This window comes from uncultured Reyranella sp. (assembly GCF_945957355.1).
GTDB lineage: Bacteria > Pseudomonadota > Alphaproteobacteria > Reyranellales > Reyranellaceae > Reyranella.
The window spans coordinates 82,859-101,648 of the sequence record NZ_CAMFKM010000005.1; the positions used below are offsets into that span (position 1 = coordinate 82,859).

General features: G+C 66.2%; 20 protein-coding genes. 9 read left to right on the plus strand and 11 right to left on the minus strand.

Translation table 11 applies throughout. The features are described 5' to 3' along the window. Positions 1–135: 135 nt before the first annotated feature. Entirely contained in the window at positions 136–444 is a 309-nt protein-coding gene (locus tag Q0Q48_RS10105) for a hypothetical protein (protein WP_295137047.1), read from the minus strand. 122 nt (positions 445–566) lie between these two features. Here Q0Q48_RS10105 and Q0Q48_RS10110 point away from each other — a divergent pair, with 122 nt between their 5' ends. The 4 genes from Q0Q48_RS10110 to Q0Q48_RS10125 all read left to right on the plus strand — a co-directional run bounded on the left by Q0Q48_RS10110 (position 567) and on the right by Q0Q48_RS10125 (position 4,794). Next, entirely contained in the window at positions 567–1,760 is a 1,194-nt protein-coding gene (locus Q0Q48_RS10110; protein ID WP_295137049.1) for a CoA transferase, read from the plus strand. 45 nt (positions 1,761–1,805) lie between these two features. Beyond that, positions 1,806–2,795, plus strand: a complete 990-nt coding sequence (locus Q0Q48_RS10115) for a tripartite tricarboxylate transporter substrate binding protein (RefSeq protein ID WP_295137051.1) — start codon at positions 1,806–1,808, stop codon at positions 2,793–2,795. Positions 2,796–2,913: 118 nt separating this feature from the next. Further along, complete coding sequence (locus tag Q0Q48_RS10120) at positions 2,914–3,906, plus strand: tripartite tricarboxylate transporter substrate binding protein (RefSeq protein WP_295137053.1); 993 nt, start codon at positions 2,914–2,916, stop codon at positions 3,904–3,906. Positions 3,907–4,089: 183 nt separating this feature from the next. Continuing rightward, positions 4,090–4,794, plus strand: coding sequence for a hypothetical protein (locus Q0Q48_RS10125; RefSeq protein ID WP_295137055.1), 705 nt, complete (start codon positions 4,090–4,092; stop codon positions 4,792–4,794). Positions 4,795–4,854: 60 nt separating this feature from the next. Here Q0Q48_RS10125 and Q0Q48_RS10130 read toward each other — a convergent pair whose 3' ends face one another. Next, entirely contained in the window at positions 4,855–5,277 is a 423-nt protein-coding gene (locus Q0Q48_RS10130; protein WP_295137056.1) for a DUF2852 domain-containing protein, read from the minus strand. A gap of 95 nt (positions 5,278–5,372) precedes the next feature. Beyond that, positions 5,373–6,011: a TetR/AcrR family transcriptional regulator gene (locus Q0Q48_RS10135; RefSeq protein WP_295137058.1), complete on the minus strand. Its 639-nt coding sequence runs from the start codon at positions 6,009–6,011 to the stop codon at positions 5,373–5,375. A gap of 138 nt (positions 6,012–6,149) precedes the next feature. Between Q0Q48_RS10135 and Q0Q48_RS10140 the strand changes: the two genes are divergently transcribed. Then, entirely contained in the window at positions 6,150–7,121 is a 972-nt protein-coding gene (locus tag Q0Q48_RS10140; RefSeq protein ID WP_295137060.1) for an endonuclease/exonuclease/phosphatase family protein, read from the plus strand. Positions 7,122–7,124: 3 nt separating this feature from the next. On the opposite strand, the gene Q0Q48_RS10145 is transcribed toward Q0Q48_RS10140, so the two are convergent. Further along, positions 7,125–8,546, minus strand: a complete 1,422-nt coding sequence (locus Q0Q48_RS10145; protein ID WP_295137062.1) for an MATE family efflux transporter — start codon at positions 8,544–8,546, stop codon at positions 7,125–7,127. A gap of 95 nt (positions 8,547–8,641) precedes the next feature. After that, on the minus strand, positions 8,642–10,159 hold the full coding sequence (locus Q0Q48_RS10150) for a UbiD family decarboxylase (protein ID WP_295137064.1): 1,518 nt from the start codon (positions 10,157–10,159) through the stop codon (positions 8,642–8,644). Positions 10,160–10,189: 30 nt separating this feature from the next. Between Q0Q48_RS10150 and Q0Q48_RS10155 the strand changes: the two genes are divergently transcribed. After that, positions 10,190–10,912 (plus strand): hypothetical protein, encoded by a 723-nt coding sequence (locus tag Q0Q48_RS10155; RefSeq protein WP_295137065.1) that lies wholly within the window; start codon positions 10,190–10,192, stop codon positions 10,910–10,912. Between the two features lie 12 nt (positions 10,913–10,924). Here the strand turns inward: Q0Q48_RS10155 and Q0Q48_RS10160 are convergent, their stop codons facing one another. Genes Q0Q48_RS10160 through Q0Q48_RS10180 form a run of 5 tightly spaced genes read right to left on the minus strand, consistent with a single transcriptional unit; the run spans position 10,925 to position 14,792 of the window. After that, a complete protein-coding gene (locus tag Q0Q48_RS10160; protein ID WP_295137067.1) occupies positions 10,925–11,584 on the minus strand; it encodes a glutathione S-transferase family protein in 660 nt (219 codons plus the stop codon). Next, positions 11,585–12,469 carry a CoA ester lyase gene (locus Q0Q48_RS10165; protein WP_295137069.1) on the minus strand — a complete coding sequence of 295 codons (885 nt, stop codon included), beginning with the start codon at positions 12,467–12,469 and terminating at the stop codon, positions 11,585–11,587. It abuts the gene before it with no gap. A 22-nt stretch (positions 12,470–12,491) separates the two neighbouring features. Beyond that, positions 12,492–12,947 carry a CreA family protein gene (locus Q0Q48_RS10170; protein WP_295137071.1) on the minus strand — a complete coding sequence of 152 codons (456 nt, stop codon included), beginning with the start codon at positions 12,945–12,947 and terminating at the stop codon, positions 12,492–12,494. A 1-nt stretch (position 12,948) separates the two neighbouring features. Further along, the gene (locus Q0Q48_RS10175) at positions 12,949–13,854 is read right to left on the minus strand and encodes a DMT family transporter (protein WP_295137074.1); all 906 of its coding nucleotides are present in this window, start codon (positions 13,852–13,854) and stop codon (positions 12,949–12,951) included. Positions 13,855–13,895: 41 nt separating this feature from the next. Then, positions 13,896–14,792, minus strand: a complete 897-nt coding sequence (locus Q0Q48_RS10180; protein ID WP_295137076.1) for a LysR family transcriptional regulator — start codon at positions 14,790–14,792, stop codon at positions 13,896–13,898. Positions 14,793–14,883: 91 nt separating this feature from the next. Between Q0Q48_RS10180 and Q0Q48_RS10185 the strand changes: the two genes are divergently transcribed. Both Q0Q48_RS10185 and wrbA read left to right on the plus strand, forming a co-directional pair. Next, a complete protein-coding gene (locus Q0Q48_RS10185; RefSeq protein ID WP_295137078.1) occupies positions 14,884–15,753 on the plus strand; it encodes a pirin family protein in 870 nt (289 codons plus the stop codon). Between the two features lie 51 nt (positions 15,754–15,804). Continuing rightward, the gene (wrbA, locus tag Q0Q48_RS10190) at positions 15,805–16,404 is read left to right on the plus strand and encodes an NAD(P)H:quinone oxidoreductase (RefSeq protein ID WP_295137080.1); all 600 of its coding nucleotides are present in this window, start codon (positions 15,805–15,807) and stop codon (positions 16,402–16,404) included. Here wrbA and Q0Q48_RS10195 read toward each other — a convergent pair whose 3' ends face one another. Continuing rightward, complete coding sequence (locus tag Q0Q48_RS10195) at positions 16,405–18,153, minus strand: MFS transporter (protein ID WP_366915278.1); 1,749 nt, start codon at positions 18,151–18,153, stop codon at positions 16,405–16,407. On the opposite strand from Q0Q48_RS10195, the gene Q0Q48_RS10200 reads away from it, so the two are divergent. After that, on the plus strand, positions 18,062–18,790 hold the full coding sequence (locus tag Q0Q48_RS10200; RefSeq protein ID WP_295137084.1) for a haloacid dehalogenase type II: 729 nt from the start codon (positions 18,062–18,064) through the stop codon (positions 18,788–18,790). The genes Q0Q48_RS10195 and Q0Q48_RS10200 overlap by 92 nt on opposite strands.

The following is an 18,790-nucleotide window of genomic DNA, read 5'->3' on the forward strand; positions in this document are numbered from 1 at the left end:
GGCGGATCAGCCAATAAGTCGTAGCGTCGTCAGTCGCAGCATGTTGGGCGCGACAATCGTCGATTTACCCGCGCCCGTCAACCCGTCACAAATTTACTCCCCTTCGCGGGTTCCGCGAAGGGGAGGTCAGGTGGCTTAGCGCAGCGGGACGTTGACGCCGATGCTGAGATTGCCGCCCGGATAGGCGGGGCCGTACGCGGGCGCGTAGGCCACCGGCGGCGCATAGTAGACCGGTGCGGGATAGACCACGACGGGACGCGGCGCGTAGTAGGGCGCGTAGTAGACCGGCCGGGCGGGTTTCACGACGATGACCTCGCCATCGTAGTCGTGATGACGGTGCCCACGACCCTTCTTCCAGTCGCCAGCCATGGCGGCCGAGGTGGTGAGCATGACGGCTCCCGCGATCGCGAGCGAGCCGGCCAGACGCAGGACCTCGAACTTCATTTTGCGCTCTCCTCTGCTGCAGGATGAAACGCCTGCAGGAGGGACATGTTGCCAGCGATTTGGTCCACGGACGGTGACCAACTTGTGGTAAGCGGAACGCTCGAAAGTGGAGGAAATTCAAGATGGCAGGTCCGTTGGACGGCGTTCGCATTCTCGATTGCACGACCGTCGTGCTGGGTCCCTGGGCGGCGCAGCAATTGGGCGATCTCGGGGCGGACGTCATCAAGATCGAGCCGCCGGAAGGCGACACGACGCGCGTGCTCGGACCGGCGCGCAACCCAGGCATGGCGGCCTTCTATCTCGGCTGCAACCGCTCCAAGCGCTCGATCGTGCTCGACCTCAAGCAGGAGGCCGGCCGCAACGCCCTGTTCAAGCTCGCCGAGACCGCCGACGTCATCATGCACAATTATCGGCCCGAGCCGGCCAAGCGCCTGGGCGTCGAGTACGAGAAGTTCGAGAAGGTTAATCCGCGCATCGTCTATCTCGCGACCTACGGCTATCGCTCGGCCGGTCCGATGGGGCCGAAGGCGGCCTATGACGACATCATCCAGGCCGGCTCCGGCCTCGCCGCACTGCAGACCGTGGTGGCAGGCCAGCCGCGCTTCCTGCCGACCATCGTGGCCGACAAGACGAGTTCCAACGGCGTCGTATCGGCGTTGCTGGCCGCCCTGTTCGCACGCGAGCGCACCGGCAAGGGACAGGCGGTCGAGGTGCCGATGTACGAGACGCTGGTCTCCTTCGTGATGGTCGAGCATCTCTACGGCGAGACCTTCAAACCGGCGCTCGACACGGCGGGCTACAAGCGCGTGCTCAACAAGGAGCGTCGTCCCTATCCGTCGAAGGACGGTTACTTCGCGCTGCTGCCCTATACCGACGGTCACTGGCGCGAGTTCTGCACGCTGGTCGGCCGCGAGGATCTTGCAAGGGACGAGCGCTTCCAGGGCATGGCCAACCGGCTGAAGAACGTCGAGCAATACTATTCGACCCTGGCGGGCCTCTGCGCCGAGCGCACCAATGCCGAGTGGGTCGAACTGCTCAAGAATTCCAACGTGCCGCATGGGCCGGTGAACACACTCGACGACCTGTTCGTCGATCCGCAGCTCGAGGCGACCGGCTTCTGGAAAGAAGTCGAGCATCCGACCGAGGGCAAGCTCCGCATGCCCGACATCCCGCCGCGCTTCAGCAAGACCCAGCCCGAGATCACGCGCCTGCAACCGCGACTGGGCGAGCACAGCGTCGAAGTCCTGCAGGAGGCCGGCTTTACGCAGGGCGAGATCGACGCCATGCTCAAGTCGGGCGCGACCAGGACGGCCTAGAACAGCCGCCTCGACGAAGGGTCGTCGCCTGTTGGGGAGACGACCATGATTTTGCGGACGACGCGGCGCGACCTGCTGCGCTACGGATCACTCTCGGCATTGGCGGCGTCACTGCCGGCGCCGGCCATTGCGCAGGCTTGGCCCACAAAGCCCATCCGTATCGTCTGCACATATCCGGCGGGCGGCCTCACCGACATCTTCGCCCGCGCCTATGGCGAGTACGTGGCCGAGAAGACCGGCCAGCCGGTGATCGTCGAGAACAAGGCCGGCGCCGCCGGCGCGATCGGCGCGGAGATCGTCAAGCAGTCGCCGCCCGACGGCTACACGCTGATGTTTACCAATTCGACGACGATGGTGCAGAACAAGGCGCTGTTCAAGAAGCTGCCCTACGATCCCGACAAGGACTTCGCCCTGGTCGCCTGGTTCAACACCGGCCATCTGCCAACCATGGTGAACAAGGACATTCCGGTGAAGGACATCCCCGAGTTCGCGGCCTGGGCGCGGGACAGGAAGGTCTCGCTCGCCACCTACGGCATCGGCTCCTTCGCGCACATCGTCACGGAGACGCTGAACCGCCACTACGGGCTCAAGATGGAACCGGTGCATTATCGCGGCGAGGCGCTGATGTGGCAGGACGTCGCTTCCGGCGCCGCCCAGGGCGCGACCGGCAGCTACGCCTCGGGCGCGGCGGTGTTGCAGGCGGGCAGCGTGAAGCCGATCGCGGTGCCCACCATGGTGCGGATGAAGAAACTGCCCGACGTGCCGACCTTCTACGAGCAGGGCCTGACCGAGAAGGCGTTCCAGATCCGCGGCTGGGTCGGCTGCGCGGCACCCGCTGGCACGCCGCCCGAGGTTGTGCAGAAGCTCTCGGCGCTGATGGTCGAGGCCGGCAAGACTGATCGTGTCCAGAAGGTCAACGACACCTTTGCCATCGACGAGGGCGCGCGAGACGCCGCCTACTTCCGCCAGGTCCTCGACGAGGAGGGCCCGGTCTCGCTCGGGGTGATCCGGAGCCTGGGGATCGAGCCGCAATAGGCTATCCGCACTGCGGGGTGGCCTTTACGCCCTGCGAAATCGCAGCCATGCTGCCCCGAGGCGCGCCCGAGACGGCTCCGACCGTCAATAAAAACATCGCGCCACAGGGAGGCAATCGATGATCGTGCGTGTGTCGCGACGTGATGTGCTGCGTTATGGCTCTGCCGCTGCAGGTGCCGCCGCTTTCCCCGCTCCCGCGATTTCCCAGGGAGCGTGGCCCAACAAACCCATCCGCATCATCTGCGGCTACCCCGCGGGCGGTCTCACCGACACCTTCGCCCGCGCCTATGGCGAGTACATCGCCCAGAGGACCGGCCAGCCCGTGTCCGTCGAGAACAAGTCCGGTGCCAGCGGCGCCATTGCGGCCGAGCAGGTGAAGTCGGCGACGCCCGACGGCTACACGCTGATGTGGACGATCTCGACGACGATGATCATGAACAAGGTCCTGTTCAAGAAGCTGCCCTACGACCCGGACAAGGATTTCGTCCTGATCTCGTGGATGGACGCGGGCCACCTGCCGCTGATCGTCAACAGCAAGCTGCCCGTGAAGAGCCTCGCCGAGCTCGCTGACTACGCGCGGGCCAACAAGACGAGTCTCGGTACCTACGGCGCGGGTTCCTACAGCCACGTCGCCGTCGAGGCGCTGAACCGCCATTACAAACTCGGCATGGAAGCGGTGCATTATCGCGGCGAGGCGCCGATGTGGCAGGACGTGGCCTCCGGGGCGGTGCAGGGCGGCAGCGGCAGCGTCGCAGCCGCATCGGGCGTGCTGCAATCGGGCAACGGGCGGCCCATCGCGGTGCCGACCAAGAAGCGGATGGCCAAGCTGCCCGACGTGCCGACCTTCTTCGAGCAGGGGGTGACCGACAAGGCCTTTCAGGTCCAGGGCTGGATCGGGCTGGTCGGTCCTGCCGGCATGCCGAAGGAGATCGTGCAGAAGCTGTCGGACCTGATGGTCGAAGGCGGCAAGAGCGAGCGCATCCAGAAGATCCTCGCCACTTTCGGCATCGACAATGCCGCCCGCGATCACGTCTTCTTCGAGAAGATCGTGGCCGAGGAGGGACCGATCTGGATCGACCTGGTGAAGGGCCTGAATATCGAGCCCCAGTAGCTGTCAATCCCGGCAATACGAGGGTCGGGCGGGGCATTCCCGCCCGAATCAAGTCGACACCCGAAATTGGGAAGGATTTTCGCTGCTTTGCGATTGCGCTTTTGCACGCGGAAATTGTACGTGTAGGTCAACTGAAAGTGGCGGGCCGCGTCGGCGACCGTACGGAAAGGAACCTGTCTCTGCATGGCTCTCGACGTCTATGTCGGGTCGCTTACGCGATATTACGCCGGTGTCTGGGAAAATCTCGTCGAGAAGGCAGCGCGCGAGCGGGGCGCGCAGCATCGTGTCCGGTCGGCCAGACCTGCCGACGCGGCCAAGAGCCAGGATCGCATACGTCCGAAGGTGATTGCCTGGCGTGCCGCGCTCGCGAAGGCGCTGGGCGATCGTCTTTCCGCGCCGCTCGAGTGGGACGAGACGGCGACGGCGCCCTGGTACACCCATCGTCCCGGCTGGGACGGGTTCGGGTCGCTCGTCCTGTGGGCGGCCTATGCCGAACATAAGGCCTTGCGGATGCCCGAAACCCTGCCGGAGGAGTGGGACCAGGACATCGCGCTGACACGGTCGACCGCGGACGGGTTTCGCTCACGCTATTCCCATCTGGTGCGCAACGTGGAGATGTGGCTGCCGGTCGCCTTCGAGATTACCTTCGAAGGCGAGGACGTCGAGGGCCGGCGGGCCGTCATGGGCTCCGTGACGACCCTGCGTCGCCAGCTCGCCGACCTGAATGCGGCGACCTGGAAGGCCTCGGCTGCCGACGTGGCGGCGTGGGGACAGGTTCTGGCCGAGGAGGGATCCTTGGAGGAGCGCGCGCGCTTTGCCTTTGCCATCCTGACGGCGCTGGCTGAGCGGGCGCAGACCGAGCGTCTGCCGATGAAGCTCGACCACTAAAGGAAAACGCCCGCGATCGTGCCGCGGGCGTCGTCGTCGAACAGGCCTTGTCCGAAAGTCTCAGACTGCGCTGGGCGCCGGCGGCGGCTCGGTCGCGGGACGGTTGCGACGGTCCGCCATGAACTGGTCGAACTCGGCGCGGTCCTTGGCAGCGCGCAGCTTGTCGAGGAAGTCGCGAAACTCGCGCTGCTCCTCGTCGAGGCGGTTCAGCGTCTCCTCGCGATACTCGTCGAAGGCGACGTTGCCGCTGCTGTTGCGGCGGCCCCAGCCGGAGCGGCGCTTCCAGCCGCGGAATTCCTCACGGCACGAGCGGCCGTCCGGCATGTTCCAGTGACCGTAGCGCTTCGAGCAAAACATGCGTCCACTCCCTTTGAGATAGATGAGCAGGGCCAGGCCGACCGGCCAGAACAGGATGAAGCTCAGCACCATCAGCGCGATCCACGCCGGCTTGCCGAGGTCGTCTATTTTTTCGATCAGGCCCATTGGGGAGCCCCCTTTGCTGATGTTAACGATGTGAATGTTAACGACATTTACATTGGGGCCGACGCCTCGGGGAGTCAAGGGCCTCGGCAAAACTTTCAGCGCGGAGAGGGAAAACCCAGTCCCTGCAGGTAGATGAGGACTTCCGATTCGAGGAGTTCCTCGGCCGACATGGGCAGCGGGCGCCGACCGGAATCGCCACGCCCGAACAGGGAGGCGATGCCATGCGCCATCGACCAGATGTGCAGACCCATCATCAACGCGGGCGGACGGCCGGTGGCCGGGAGCAGGACGACGAGTTGGTCGGCTGCGGCGCGCAGCACGGCAAAGGCTCGTTCCGAGGCGGCCCGCAATTCGGGGTTGGAATCGGGTGAGATGCCGGATTCGAACATGGCGGCATAGTAGGCGGGCTCGGACCGCGCGAAGCTGAGATAGGCCCTGCCGATATTGTGGAAGGCCGTGACAGGGTCGGGCTTCCCGTTGGCCCAGCCGGTCGCAAGCATCGCGGCGAAGCGCTCGAAACCTTCGCGCGCCACGTCGGCCATCAGCGCGTCGCGGTCGCGAAAATGGCGGTACGGAGCGGCGGGACTCACGCCCGCGGACCGCGCCGCATCGGCGAAAGTGAAGCCTGCCGGCCCCTTTTCCTTGATGAGTTCGCGGGCGGCCTTGATCAGCGCCTCGCGCAGACTGCCGTGGTGATACTTCCGCTCCTCACGGTCGTTGCGCTTCCAGCTCATGTTAAGCCAGTTTACATTAAAGCCCCTGCCTGCAACAGCCGCGGGATATGCGGAGATCGGCCGTGTCGCGCCCGGCTGGGTGTTTCTACGCTCTGCCTGCGCGAAGACGAGAGCGGGGCTCCCATGCACCATGGCGACGTGTCACCGGAGATTGCGGCAGGCCTGCTGGCCCTGAAGAAGCGCATCGAGGCCGCGAAGATCCCACCCTCCAAGCTCGACGAGACGATCAACGTCGCGGTCTGGAACATCCGCGAGTTCGGCAAGAAGCGACGCAGCGTGGCAGCGCTGCACTACATCGCCGAGATCCTGGGCCAGTTCGACCTGATCGCGCTGGTGGAGCTGCGCGACAATCTCGAGGATTTCGGCAGGGTCTGCCAGTTCCTGGGACCGAGCTGGGATCTCGTCTATTCCGACTGGATGTCCGATGCCGGCGGCAACCGCGAGCGCACCGGCTTCCTCTACGATCGCCGTGCCGTCATCTTCAACGGGCTGGCTGCCGAGGTCGACGCGCCGCGCGCCAAGAAGGATACCGAGTATCTCGCCGCGCAGTCGTTCTGGCGCGCGCCCTACATGTGCTCGTTCCGCGCCGGCAACTTCGACTTCATCGCCATCGCCACCCATGCGCGCTGGGGTGACAGCCTGGAAGGCCGCGAGGCCGAGCTCGGCATGCTGGCCGACTGGATCGACGCGCGGCAGAAGGACAAGTCGGTCGAGGACCATGACCTGATCGTGATGGGCGACTTCAACACGCCGAGCCTCGACGACAAGACCTTCAGGGCGCTGACGGGGCGCGGTCTGCAGGTGCCCGATTCGCTGCTCGAGCTCAAGGTGGGCGACGTCGCGGTGAAGGGATCCAATCTCGGCAAGACGATGCGCTACGACCAGATCCTGCACCTGCCGACGGTGAAGAAGCGCTTCACCAACTTCGGCGGCACGCTCGACTTCTACATCTCCGACGCGTCGATCAAGCAGCTCTTCCCGGGACAGGACATGACGCGCACCCAGTTCACCTACCAGCTCTCCGACCATTTCCCGGTCTGGGTCCAGATCAAGACCGACATCGATGGCGAGCGGCTGTCGCAGATCGTACAGAACGCGAAGAAGGACTGACGCTCAGCGCGAGACCTCGCCGACCAGGATGTCCTCCGTCACCTTGCCCGCCAGCTCTTCCTCCGGTTCGATCAGGCGCTTCTTCTTCCAGTCGCCCCTGGCGTAGAGGCAGAGCGTGATCAGCGCGGTCACGATATTGGAGACCGGCAGCGCCCACCAGATTCCCTGTTCGTGCAGCTCCGTGTGCTTGGACAGGACATAGGCCAGCGGGAACTGAACGACCCATTGCGACACCAGGGTGAGGACCATGGTCAGCACCATGTTGCCCGAGGCGCGGAACACGCCGGTCAGCGCGAATTGCAGGCCAAGGAAGCCCCAGGCGAGCGACATGATGCGCAGAAAGCCGGCGCCGGCGGCGATCACGGCGGGATCTCCCGGCACGAAGAAGGCCACGAGCTGCGGCGCGAACAGGAAGACCACGATTCCGAAGAAGCTGAGGCTGGCGAAGCCCAGCAGCGCGCCCAGCCGGCCGATCTGCGCCGCGCGCTCGATGTTGCCGGCGCCGATATTCTGGCCGACCAGGGTCGAGATCGCCATCGACAGGCCCATCGCCGGCACCATGACGACCTGCAGGATGTTCGAGCCGACGCCATAGGCCGCGATCGTAAGCGTGCCGAAGCTCGCGATCAGGAAGGTCATCACCATAAGGCCCAGCGCCCGCGCCGACAGCTCGACGGACGCGGGGAGGCCCAGGAGGAAGGCGCGCTTTATGTAGTTGAAGTCGGGAATGAAATCGCGGCGCCGCACATGGATGCCGTGCAGGCCGAGTCGCAGGATGGCGATGCCAACGACGGCGGCGGTCGCTTGGGTGATCAGCGTGGTGATGGCGGCCCCCATCACGCCGTAGCCGGGCACGGGGCCCCAGCCGAAGATCAGCAGCGGATTGAGGGTGAAGTTCAGGAACACCGTGCCCAGCACGATATAGACAGGCAAGGTCGGCCTGCCGATGCCGCGCATGATCGACTGGAAGACGAAGAAGGTGAAATTGAAGACGATGCCGATGAACGAGACGCGCATGAAGCCCAGTGCGCCGGGATAGACGTCGGCTCCCACGCCCATCAGTCGCAGGAGCGCCGGCGAACAGAAATAGCCGATCGTCCCCAGCAAGATCGACGCCAGGATCACCATCAGCAACGTCTGGCCCGCGACATGCGCGACCATCTTGTCGTTACGCGCGCCGACATACTGCGCGATCAGGGTCGAGCCCGCGAGCGACAGCCCCGAGCCAATGGCAAAGGTGAGGAACAGCACCGGAAAGCTGATCGACACCGCCGCCACGGCCGCGCCGCCCAGCCGCCCGACCCAGAAGGCATCGATGATCTGGTAGGCCGACTGCAACACGTTCGCCGCCACGATCGGCACGGCGAGCGTCAGCAGCGAGCGGAGGATCGGACCTTCGAGGAGTTTGTTGGGGGCGGGGGGCACGCAGGTCCCTTAGCGGATCAATGAGACTTTTGTGCGAGGCTCAACGTCTGAAGCGCGGATTGGCTCCTGTCACGACGAGTGCGAGACGACGGATGCTACTTCCAGATCTTCTTCCCGCTACCTGGCAACCCCAACTCATTCCACATCGCGTCGACCTTCTCGATCACGGCTTGGTCCATCCTGATCTGCCGGCCCCATTCGCGGTTGCTCTCGCCGGGGAACTTGTCGGTCGCGTCGAGGCCGATCTTGGAGCCAAGGCCGGAGACGGGGCTGGCGAAGTCGAGATAGTCGATCGGCGTGTTCTCGATCACCGTGATGTCGCGCGCCGGGTCCATGCGGGTCGAGAGCGCCCACATCACGTCCTTCCAGTTGCGCGCATCGATGTCGGCGTCCACCACGATCACCCACTTGGTGTACATGAACTGCCGCAGGTAGCTCCACACGCCCATCATCACGCGCTTGGCGTGGCCGGCGTAAGCCTTCTTCATCGACACGACGGCGATGCGATAGGAGCAGCCCTCGGGCGGCAGCCAGAAGTCGACGATCTCGGGGAACTGCTGCTGGAAGAGGGGAATGAACACCTCGTTCAGCGCCTCGCCCAGCACGCTCGGCTCGTCGGGCGGCCGGCCGGTGAAGGTCGAGAGGTAGATCGGCTTGCGCCGCATCGTGATGGCGCTGATCGTGAAGACCGGGAACTGCTCGACGCTGTTGTAGTAGCCGGTATGGTCGCCGTAGGGCCCTTCGTCGCCGTAGTCGTCGAGGCTGACATGGCCTTCGAGCACGATCTCGGCCTCGGCCGGCACCTTGAGCGGCACGGTCTTGCACTCGACCAGCTCGACCTTCTTGCCCCTGAGCAGGCCGGCGAACTGGTATTCCGATAGCGTGTCGGGCACCGGCGTCACGGCGGCGAGGATGGTGCCGGGATCGGCGCCGATCACCACGGCGGCCGGCAGCGGCTCACGCTTGCCGGACTTCTGCCAGCGCTGGTGATGCTGGGCGCCGCCGCGATGCTTCAGCCAGCGCATCAACGTCGTATTCCTGCCCGTCACCTGCAGCCGGTAGATGCCGAGGTTGAAGCTGTCCTGTTTGTCGCCTTTCGGATTGGGCCCCTGCGTCACCACCAGCGGCCAGGTGATGAGCGGCGCCGGCTCGCCCGGCCAACAGGTCTGGATCGGCAGCTTCGCGAGGTCGATGTCGTCGCCAGTGAGCACGATCTCCTGGCAGGGCGCGGAACTCACTGTCCTGGGCTTCATCGCCATGACGGTGCGCACCATCGGCAGCATCTCGAGCGCCTCGCGCCAGCCGCCCGGCGGCTCGGGCTGGCGCAGGAAGGCCAGGGTCTCACCCACGGCGCGCAGCTGGCCGGGCTCGCGATCCATGCCCCAGGCCACGCGCTCGACGGTGCCGAACAGGTTGACCAGCACCGGGATGTCGGAGCGCGTGCCGTCGGCCCGCACGACGTTCTCGAACAGCACCGCCGGGCCCTGCTCGGCCAGCAGGCGGGTCTGGATCTCGGTCATTTCCAGGTGCGGCGAGACCGGCGCGGTCACGCGCACGAGACGGCCGCTCTTTTCCAGCCGGTCGATGAAGTCGCGAAGCGAGGCGTAAGGCATGGTAGGCAGTCGGTTTAGAGGGGCGGACCGATGAGATCAAACGGCATTCCCGTGGAGTTCGAGGACCTGCTGAGCCGTGCCGGCAGGCGCGTGCTGGCGGGCACACATCCGTTGTGCGGGGCACTGGCCAACCCGCGCACGCGGTTCCTTGCGGCGGAGGACCTGCTCGATCGCACCAGGGTTGCGCGGGTGCGGCGCACGCTCCAAGCCGGGCTGCAGGACGTGCTGGAATCGATCGAGCGGCCGATCCCGCCCGATACGATCTTCGGGATGAAAGAGGACTATGCCGAGCTGCTGCCCAAGAGCAGCCGGGCGCGCACCATCTACTTCGAGAGCCGGCGCGAGCCTGGCGTGAAGGCGGCCGAGCGGATCGGCCTCGCGCGCATGATGCGCAGCCAGAGCTTCCGCGCCTTCGCCGAGGCGCTGGCGGGACGCCGGCTCAGGTCGGGCTGGGGCCTTCAGGTGCTGCGGTACGGGCCGGGCGACTATGCCGGTCCGCACAACGATCACCATCCCGAGAACGAGGCTGCGAAGGGTGGCTATATCGACCTGCATCTCAGCCTGTGCACCCCCGGCGTCGAGCACCAGTGGCTGGTCTACAGCCGTGCCGGCCATTTCAGCGAGATCGTGTCGGTCGCGAGCCCCGCGACCGTGACCGCCTATCGCCTGCCGTTCTGGCACTACACGACGCCGCTGGTCGGCGCGCCGAAGGCAGGTCGCTGGGTGCTGCTGGGGACGTTCCTGTATCGGTGAGGCGGGAGTGCGTCAGTCCCGGTCCGGGGCGCCCAGCGGGAACAGCGGACGATACTGGCGCGCGTCCTCGACACAGCGGGCGAAGGACGGTCTCGCGAGCAGACGCGTGCGATAGGCGCGCAGGACCGGGTAGGTCTCGGGAATCCGGTGTACCCAGTCGGCGTAGAAGAGTGACGGCGCGGCGGCGCAATCGGACATCGTGAAATCGTCACCGGTGGCCCAGGTGCGGCCGGCGAGTTCGTTCTCCAGCCAGGCGTAGGAACGTTCCAGCTTCGCGATTGACTCGTCGTGGCCCTCCTTGCGCTTCACGGGATCGCCGGTCAGCGCGCCGTTCACCGCGATCTGCATCATGTTCATCACGTGCAGGTCGAAGAAGCGGTCGAGGAAGCGCACGTCGAGCGCCTTCATCGGATCGGCAGGAATCAGCTTCACCGGACCGGGATGCGTGATCTGCAGATATTCGATGATGATGCTGGTCTCGACGACGGTGCGGTCGCCGTCGACCAGCAGCGGGAACTTGGCCAGGGGCCAGCGCTTCAGCCATTCACCGACATGTTCGGGCGTGTCCTGACCGAGGGCGCGGAACTCGAACGGCGTGCCGTTCTCGTAGAGCGCCATCAGGACCTTCTGCGTGTAGGAGGAGAAGAGGTGGCCGTAGACCGCGAGCGACATTTAGCTGGCTTTCTTCCATGACGCGGCCCGCGCGAGCAGACGCTCGGCGCGGATGACGATCGGCAGGTCGACCATGCTGCCCTCGAAGGCGACGGCACCCTCGCCGTTGGCCTTGGCGACCTCGAAGGCCGCCAGCAGACGGCGGGCTCGGTCGAGTTCCGCTTCGGATGCGCCATACTCCTCGTTGATGATCGGCACATGGGCAGGGTGGATGCACGAAGCCGTCGTGAAACCCAGCTCCCGGCCGCGCTTCAGGCCGGCGCGATAGGACTCCAGGTCGTCGATCTTGGCGAGCTGGCCCATCGAGCCCATCGGCAGGATGCCGGCGGCGCGGCAGGCGGCCAGCCCCTGCATGGCGAAGACGTACATGCTGTCGGCCGAGGGTGTGGCGCCCATGTCGGTGGCGAAGTCCTCACCGCCGACCGACATGCCGGCCATGCGCGGCTCGGCGGCGATGGCGAAGAGATGCGGCAGGGCCGCCACCGTCTCGATCAGCACGAGGAAACGTGTGTGACCGATCTGCATGCCGAGCTGCCGTTCGCGCTCGGTCACCAGCTCGGCCAGCAGGCGCACATGCTCGGGGCCCATCACCTTGGGCAGCATCAGCGCCGAGACGCCGGGCATCACCGCGGCCGCAATGTCGGGCACGGCCAGTTCGAGCGGACGGTTGATGCGCACCACCACATCGGCGCCGTTCTGCGCCACCCGTGGCACGGCGGCCGCGATCGCGGCGCGCGCTTCGGCTTTCTTGGAGGGAATGATCGAATCCTCGAGGTCGAGGATCAGCGCATCGGCGCCGCGCGTGTGGGCCTTTGCGATGAAGCGTTCGGCCAGCACAGGCACGAACATCAGCGAGCGCCAGTTGGGCGGGGGACGGGTGGTCATTTCATTTCTCTCCGGGAATAGGTCAGCGCAGGCCGACGGGAACGACGCTGATAGAGTTCTGTGGGCTGCCCTCGATCACGCGGTCGGTATAGGTGAGATAGATGAGGGCGCGACGCTTGGGATCGTAGAAGCGCACGACCTGGGTGGTCTTGAATATTAGCGAGGCGCGCTCGCTGAACACTTCGTGCGGGCTCTTGAGCTTCTCGGCCTTGTCGCCGTCGACCGGGCCGACCTGGTGGCAGGAGATCGAGGCATAGGGCGGATCCTCCGCCAGGCCGACCATACCCTTGAGGCCTCCGGTGCGGGCGCGCGCGAGATAGCAGGTGATTCCCGCGAGGTCGGGATCGTCGAACGCCTCGACCACGATCTTGTCGTTGGGGCCCAACCACTTGAAGCGATAGCCGACCGCGCCGATTTCCTCGGCCGCGGCGGGAAGCGCAACGAGCAGAGCGAGGACGGTGAGGATCGCGCGAATCATGTCAGACTCCTTTGGGGGCGGAACGGGTCGCGAGGAACAAGCCGGGCAGCACCAGCAGGGTTCCCATCAAATGATACCATTGCGGTGTTTCGCCGAGGATCAGCCAGGCGAGGATGCCGACATAGAGCGGGCCGAGGTACATCGACACGCTGGTGATCGACGGTCCGAGCTCGCGCACGCAGTAGGCGAAGGCGCCGTAAGCGCCGACGCCGGGAATGATCGCCAGCACGATCCAGGCGAGCCAAGTACGCCAATCGGCAAGGTCCGGCGCCTGCCAGAGCAGCGCCTCGGCCAGCGTGAACGGCAAAAGCACGAGCGAGCCCGCGAATGAGATGGCACAGAGCCGCGTCAACGGATCGAGCGTGCTGGGACGGGCCTTCAGCAGGACGGAGTAGAGGCCCCAGCAGGCGGAGGCGGCAGCGATCCAGAGATCGCCCTCGGTGAACTGCACCGAGAGGAGATTTTCGATCCGACCCTTGGCGAACACCGCGGCGACGCCGGCGAGACAGAGAACGATGCCGGCAATGCGGCCCGTCGTCAGCCGCTCGCGATAGAGCAGGCGACCCAGCGCCACGACCAGGATGGGCGAGGCGGCATAGATCAGGCCGATGTTGAGCGCCGGTACCGAGCGGGCGCCGATATAGACCCAGGCGCCGCAGATCCACATGCCGATCGCGCCCAGCAGCAGCAGGTCGCGCCATTCGCGGCCGAGCGCGTGGCGATGGCGCACCAGGCGGGTCCACACGAACGGCAGCAGCAGCAGGGCGACGAAGAACCACCGCCCCAGCGCGAGCGCGTTCGGCGGCACGAACGTGGCGTAACGCGCGCCCAGCATGTTCACGGAGAACATCGCGGGCGTGAGCAGCAGCAGCGTCCAGGCGATGCGACGGCGGGTGAAGAACGACACGGTGGGGTTCTACCACGGGAAGGTTTGAAGCAGTGCCGTCGTCACACCTGGCTCTTGAATCGCTCGATCAGCCATTGCGCGGCGGGGCCGGGTGGGCTGTCGATGCGATGCAGGATGCGGAGCGGATAGATCGCGGCCCACCAGTCGGAGAGATCGAGTTCGACGAGGCGGCCGGCCTCGATGTCGCCCTTGACCATCGGCGCCGGCATGCTGCCCCAGCCGACCCCTGCCAGCAGCAGGGCGTGCTTGGCGCCGAGATCGGCCAGCCGCCAGGTCTTGGGACCGACCACGCCGAAATCCTGGCCTTCCGTGAGCTTCGAGCGATCGGTGAGGACGAGCTGGATATGCTCGCGCGCGGCGCCGCGCGCCTGTCCGCCAAGTCGCGCCAGGGGATGGAACGGCGCGGCGACCGGCACGAGCTGGACGCCGCCGATGGCGATGCTCTCGGTTTCGTCGATCGCGACGTTCAATGGACCGCTGACGCCGATAGTCGCGGTGCCGTCGAGCACGAGCTGCGTGACGGCGCCCAGCGTCTCGACATGCAGTCTCAACTGCACGGTCGGGAAGGTCGTCTGGAAGCCCTGCAGCGCATCGACCAGCCGTGCGGTCGGCAGCATGACGTCTACGGCGAGCGACACTTCTGCCTCCAGTCCTTCGAGCAGCCCCTTCACCTTGGCGCGCAGCATGTCGACGCCGTGCGTCACGGCGCGGGCCTCGGCCAGTACCGCGCGGCCAGCCTGCGTCAGTTCGGGTTTGCGGGTGGCGACCCGGTCGAACAGGGGCAGGCCGAGTTGGGTCTCCAGATTGTCGATCGCGTAGGTGATCGCCGAGGTCGCGCGGTTCAGGCGGCGGGCCGCGCCGGCGAAACTGCCGGCATCTACCACCGCGAGCAGGACCTGAAGCTGGGCGAAGGAAGGTGTGCCGGGTGTTGTCGACATTTCTAAATAATTGAAAAGTGCATTCAATATTATACGGATTTTCGAGAAAAGGGGCAGCCCCTACATAGCCGTCGCAGCCAAGGAGGCGGCCATGAACAGCAACAAACGCCAGCTCATTTCCATCCATGACGCGTTCCGGACCCTCGAAGGCGACGGGTTCGAAGTGCGCCGCGCCATTCCGTCGAACGCCTACGAGGCGATCGGCCCGTTCATCTTTCTCGACCAGTTCGGCCCGATCGACGTCCGGCCTGGCGAAGCCAAGGGCGCGTCGGCGCACCCGCATGCCGGCATCGAAACGCTCACCCTGCTGCTGGAAGGCAGCCAGACACACAAGGACAGTCTCGGCAATGTCAGCAGCATGCGGCCGGGCGAGGTCCAGTGGATGCGCGCCGGCCGCGGTGTGGTTCACGACGAGAGCCCGGACGAGCAGCTCCGTCGTGAGGGCGGTCATGTTCACGGCGTCCAGCTCTGGATCAACATGCCCAAGGGTTCGAAGCACGCGGAACCGGCCTACCGCCACGTGAAGGCGTCCGAGATCCCGACCGTCACGGCAGACGAGGGCCGCGTCGTGGCGCGGCTCGTGGCCGGTAGCCTGGGCGATCTCAGGGGACCGATCACAACGTCAGGGGCTCCCTTCGTCGTGCACGCCTCGTTGAAGGCCGGTGCCTGCGTCGAGCTTCCGGCGGGCAGCCCGGCTGAACTCGGCATCTACGTCATGGGCGGCGCCGCACGCATCGGCGGTGACGACCGGCGGATCGAGGCGTGCCAGCTCGCGCGGCTGACGGCGGGCGACTCGCTTGAGATCGTGGCCGCCGAGGACAGCGAGGTCCTGCTGGTCGGTGGCGATCCGCTCGATGCGCCGATCCTGCGTCACGGTCCCTTCGTGATGAATTCGATCGACGAGCTCGAACGCGCGGTCCGCGACTACCACGCCGGCCGCATGGGCCAGGTCCCCGCCTGACGTTTCTCTTTCCCTCGACCCTTCAACCTCAATCGACAACTGGAGACTGAAATGACCAAGGTTCTCGTTCTCTACTACTCGACCTACGGCCACATCGAGACGATGGCCGAAGCCGTCGCCGCCGGTGCCCGCGAGGCCGGGGCGCAGGTCGACATAAAGCGCGTGCCCGAGACGGTGCCGGAAGCCGTGGCCAAGGCGGCGCACTTCAAGCTCGACCAGAAGGCGCCGATCGCCAAGGTCGAGGACCTGGCCGACTACGATGCCGTGATCGTCGGCACCGGCACCCGCTTCGGCCGCATGTCCTCGCAGATGGCGAGCTTCCTCGACCAGGCCGGTGGCCTGTGGGCAAAGGGTGCGCTGAACGGCAAGGTCGGTGGCGCCTTCACCTCGACGGCGACCCAGCATGGCGGCCAGGAGACGACGCTGTTCTCCATCATCACCAACCTGCTCCACTTCGGCATGGTGGTGGTCGGCCTCGATTACGGCCATGCCGGCCAGATGACGATCGACGAGATCACAGGCGGCAGCCCCTATGGTGCTTCCACGATCGCCGGCGGCACCGGCCAACGCCAACCCTCCGAGAACGAACTGGTCGGCGCCCGCTACCAGGGCCGCAAGATCGCAGAGACGGCGAAGAAGCTCGCCGCCTGATCACTCGACGATCGGACTTCGATGAACGGCCCCGGCGTCGCGCCCCGCGACGCCGCGTGGCCGGATCAGCGAAATCAGGCCCGCCAGCGCGGCCAGGCCACCGAGCAGCAGGATCACTCCCCGGCAGGACGCCACGAGCGACGAGGTCGGCACGTTAAGCGTGCTGCCTCCGGTATCTCCCAGCCCCACCGCGAAGAGCGTCGAGGCGCCCGCGATGCCGGCGCTCATGCCGATCAGGCGCACCAGGTTCAGCACGCTTCCTGCCTGGCCCGTTTGTTCGGGCGGCGCCGTTGCCATGATGGCGCTGGTGTTCGGGGAGATGAACAGACCCTGGCCGACGCCGAACAGGGCCAGGGCCAGCGTGACCAGGGGCAGGTTCGCGGCCGACCCGTCGAGGAAGAAATAGATCGTCGCGAGGCTCGCGATGCAGATCAGCATTCCACACGACGTCGGCGCGCGGGCGCCGAGGCGATCGTAGAGCATGCCGCCGACCGGGGCCAGCAGTCCCAGCATCACGGGCAGGATCGACAGCCGAAGGCCGGCGACCAGGGCAGAGTCGTCATAGATGCGCACGAGCGCGAAGGGAACGAGGAAGAACACCCCGAACAGCACGGCGTAAGCCAGGAAGTTCGCGGCGTTGCCGAGCAGGAATGCGCGTCTGCCCAGAAGGTGCAAGTCCAGCAACGGCGACGTGGCCCGGCGCTCGGTGCGGACGAAAAGGGCGAGGAAGACAATTCCGAACGCGGCGCAGCCGATCAGGGCTGGTGATGCAAATCCCCAGGCATGGCCCTCGTTCAGCGCCGCCACGACCGCCGTCAGGGCCGGTGCGATCAGGAGCGCGCCGTACCAGTCAAAGCGCCCGGTCGCCGGCAAGGCCTTGGTCTGGGGAAGAAGGAGCCAGCCCAGGATCACGCCGGCCAGGCCCATTGGCACGTTGATCCAGAAGGCCCACTGCCAGCCCAGCGTGTCGAGGATCAGGCCGCCGACGGCTGGCCCGGCGCCGAGACCGACGGCCTGCGCCGCCGACTGCAGGCCGAGGCCGCGGCCGCGCTCCTCCTCGCCGGTGGCCATGACGATGATCGCAATGCTGTTCGACGTCAGCAGCGCGGCACCGATGCTCTGCAGGATGCGGAAGAAGATCAGCATCGGAAGATCGGTGGCGAAGCCGCACAGGCCCGAGCCGACGATGAAGAGGAAGAAGCCGCCGAGATACAGCAGTTTGCGGCCGACCATGTCGGCCAGCCGCCCGAAGATCGGCGTGAACGATGCCATCGCCAGCAGATAGGCGACCGCGACCCAGCTCACGCTGCTGAGACGCGCGCCGAACTCGACCTCGAGCCGCGGCAGCAGGACCTGCGTCATGCTGGCGTCGATCTGGCCCATGCACGCGCCTATGCAGACCGTGGCGACCACGAACCAGCGGTACGAGGGCAGGCGCGCGATCGCCGGGAGCGGCGGAGGCTCGCGACCTTCGGTCAGGGCTGCGCGAAGCGTCCTGATCGAGAGGGGGCCACCCGGTGAAGCATCGGTCAGGACAGACTCCGTTCGTGAGCGGGCCGCCCGCGCGACGTGACGGCACGGGACACGGTATCGCGCGGCGATCGTTTGACGCCAGTCGAATTCATGCGCGATGCTCCGTCGGAGGGGAGCATTGAACATGGCGCAGGCGGCATCACTCGCAGGGATCCGGGCGCTCACCTTCGACGTCCAGGGCACCTGCGCCGATTTCTGCGGGCCGCTCCTGCGCATGGGGGCCGAGGTAAATCGTGCCAAGGGACTCGAGATCGACTGGGGCGCCCTGTCGGCCGATTGGCGAGAACTCTATCGCGCGGTCCTGGACCAGATCATCGCCGGGGCTCGGTCGTGGCTCAGGGTGGATCGCATCTATCGCGAGACGCTGGACGACCTGCTGGACCGGCACGGATTGTCGGCGACCTTCACCGCTGCCGAGCGCGATCAGCTGAACCAGGTCTGGTCCCGCCTCGATCCCTGGCCGGACAGCGTGGAAGGGCTCGCGCGGTTGCGCCGGCGCTTCGTCACCTCGACCCTCTCCAATGCCGGGATGAGGACCATGGTCGCCGTGGTCAAGCATGCGGGGCTGCCTTTCGACGCCGTCCTGACGGCGGAACTGGCGCAGAGCTACAAGCCTGCGCCGGCCGTCTACCAGCTCGCAGTCGATCTCCTCGGCTACCGGCCGGAGGAGATCATGATGGTGGCCTGTCACAAGTACGATCTGAAGGCCGCGCGAGCCTTCGGCATGCGCACGGCGTTCGTGGCGCGACCGCTGGAATTCGGCCCCGACGTTCGCCCCGACGTTGCGCCCGAACCCTGGTTCGATGTCTTTGCGACGGATTTCGTCGCGCTTGCCGACGCGCTGGGCGCTTGA

Coding starts and splice junctions, on each gene's coding strand:
- Q0Q48_RS10105 (WP_295137047.1), bottom strand. CDS start 444: ATGAAGTTCGAGGTCCTGCGTCTGGCCGGCTCGCTCGCGATCGCGGGA.
- Q0Q48_RS10110 (WP_295137049.1), top strand. CDS start 567: ATGGCAGGTCCGTTGGACGGCGTTCGCATTCTCGATTGCACGACCGTC.
- Q0Q48_RS10115 (WP_295137051.1), top strand. CDS start 1,806: ATGATTTTGCGGACGACGCGGCGCGACCTGCTGCGCTACGGATCACTC.
- Q0Q48_RS10120 (WP_295137053.1), top strand. CDS start 2,914: ATGATCGTGCGTGTGTCGCGACGTGATGTGCTGCGTTATGGCTCTGCC.
- Q0Q48_RS10125 (WP_295137055.1), top strand. CDS start 4,090: ATGGCTCTCGACGTCTATGTCGGGTCGCTTACGCGATATTACGCCGGT.
- Q0Q48_RS10130 (WP_295137056.1), bottom strand. CDS start 5,277: ATGGGCCTGATCGAAAAAATAGACGACCTCGGCAAGCCGGCGTGGATC.
- Q0Q48_RS10135 (WP_295137058.1), bottom strand. CDS start 6,011: ATGAGCTGGAAGCGCAACGACCGTGAGGAGCGGAAGTATCACCACGGC.
- Q0Q48_RS10150 (WP_295137064.1), bottom strand. CDS start 10,159: ATGCCTTACGCCTCGCTTCGCGACTTCATCGACCGGCTGGAAAAGAGC.
- Q0Q48_RS10155 (WP_295137065.1), top strand. CDS start 10,190: ATGAGATCAAACGGCATTCCCGTGGAGTTCGAGGACCTGCTGAGCCGT.
- Q0Q48_RS10160 (WP_295137067.1), bottom strand. CDS start 11,584: ATGTCGCTCGCGGTCTACGGCCACCTCTTCTCCTCCTACACGCAGAAG.
- Q0Q48_RS10165 (WP_295137069.1), bottom strand. CDS start 12,469: ATGACCACCCGTCCCCCGCCCAACTGGCGCTCGCTGATGTTCGTGCCT.
- Q0Q48_RS10170 (WP_295137071.1), bottom strand. CDS start 12,947: ATGATTCGCGCGATCCTCACCGTCCTCGCTCTGCTCGTTGCGCTTCCC.
- Q0Q48_RS10180 (WP_295137076.1), bottom strand. CDS start 14,792: ATGTCGACAACACCCGGCACACCTTCCTTCGCCCAGCTTCAGGTCCTG.
- Q0Q48_RS10185 (WP_295137078.1), top strand. CDS start 14,884: ATGAACAGCAACAAACGCCAGCTCATTTCCATCCATGACGCGTTCCGG.
- wrbA (WP_295137080.1), top strand. CDS start 15,805: ATGACCAAGGTTCTCGTTCTCTACTACTCGACCTACGGCCACATCGAG.
- Q0Q48_RS10200 (WP_295137084.1), top strand. CDS start 18,062: ATGGCGCAGGCGGCATCACTCGCAGGGATCCGGGCGCTCACCTTCGAC.
- Q0Q48_RS10195 (WP_366915278.1), bottom strand. CDS start 18,153: ATGCGCAGGAGCGGCCCGCAGAAATCGGCGCAGGTGCCCTGGACGTCG.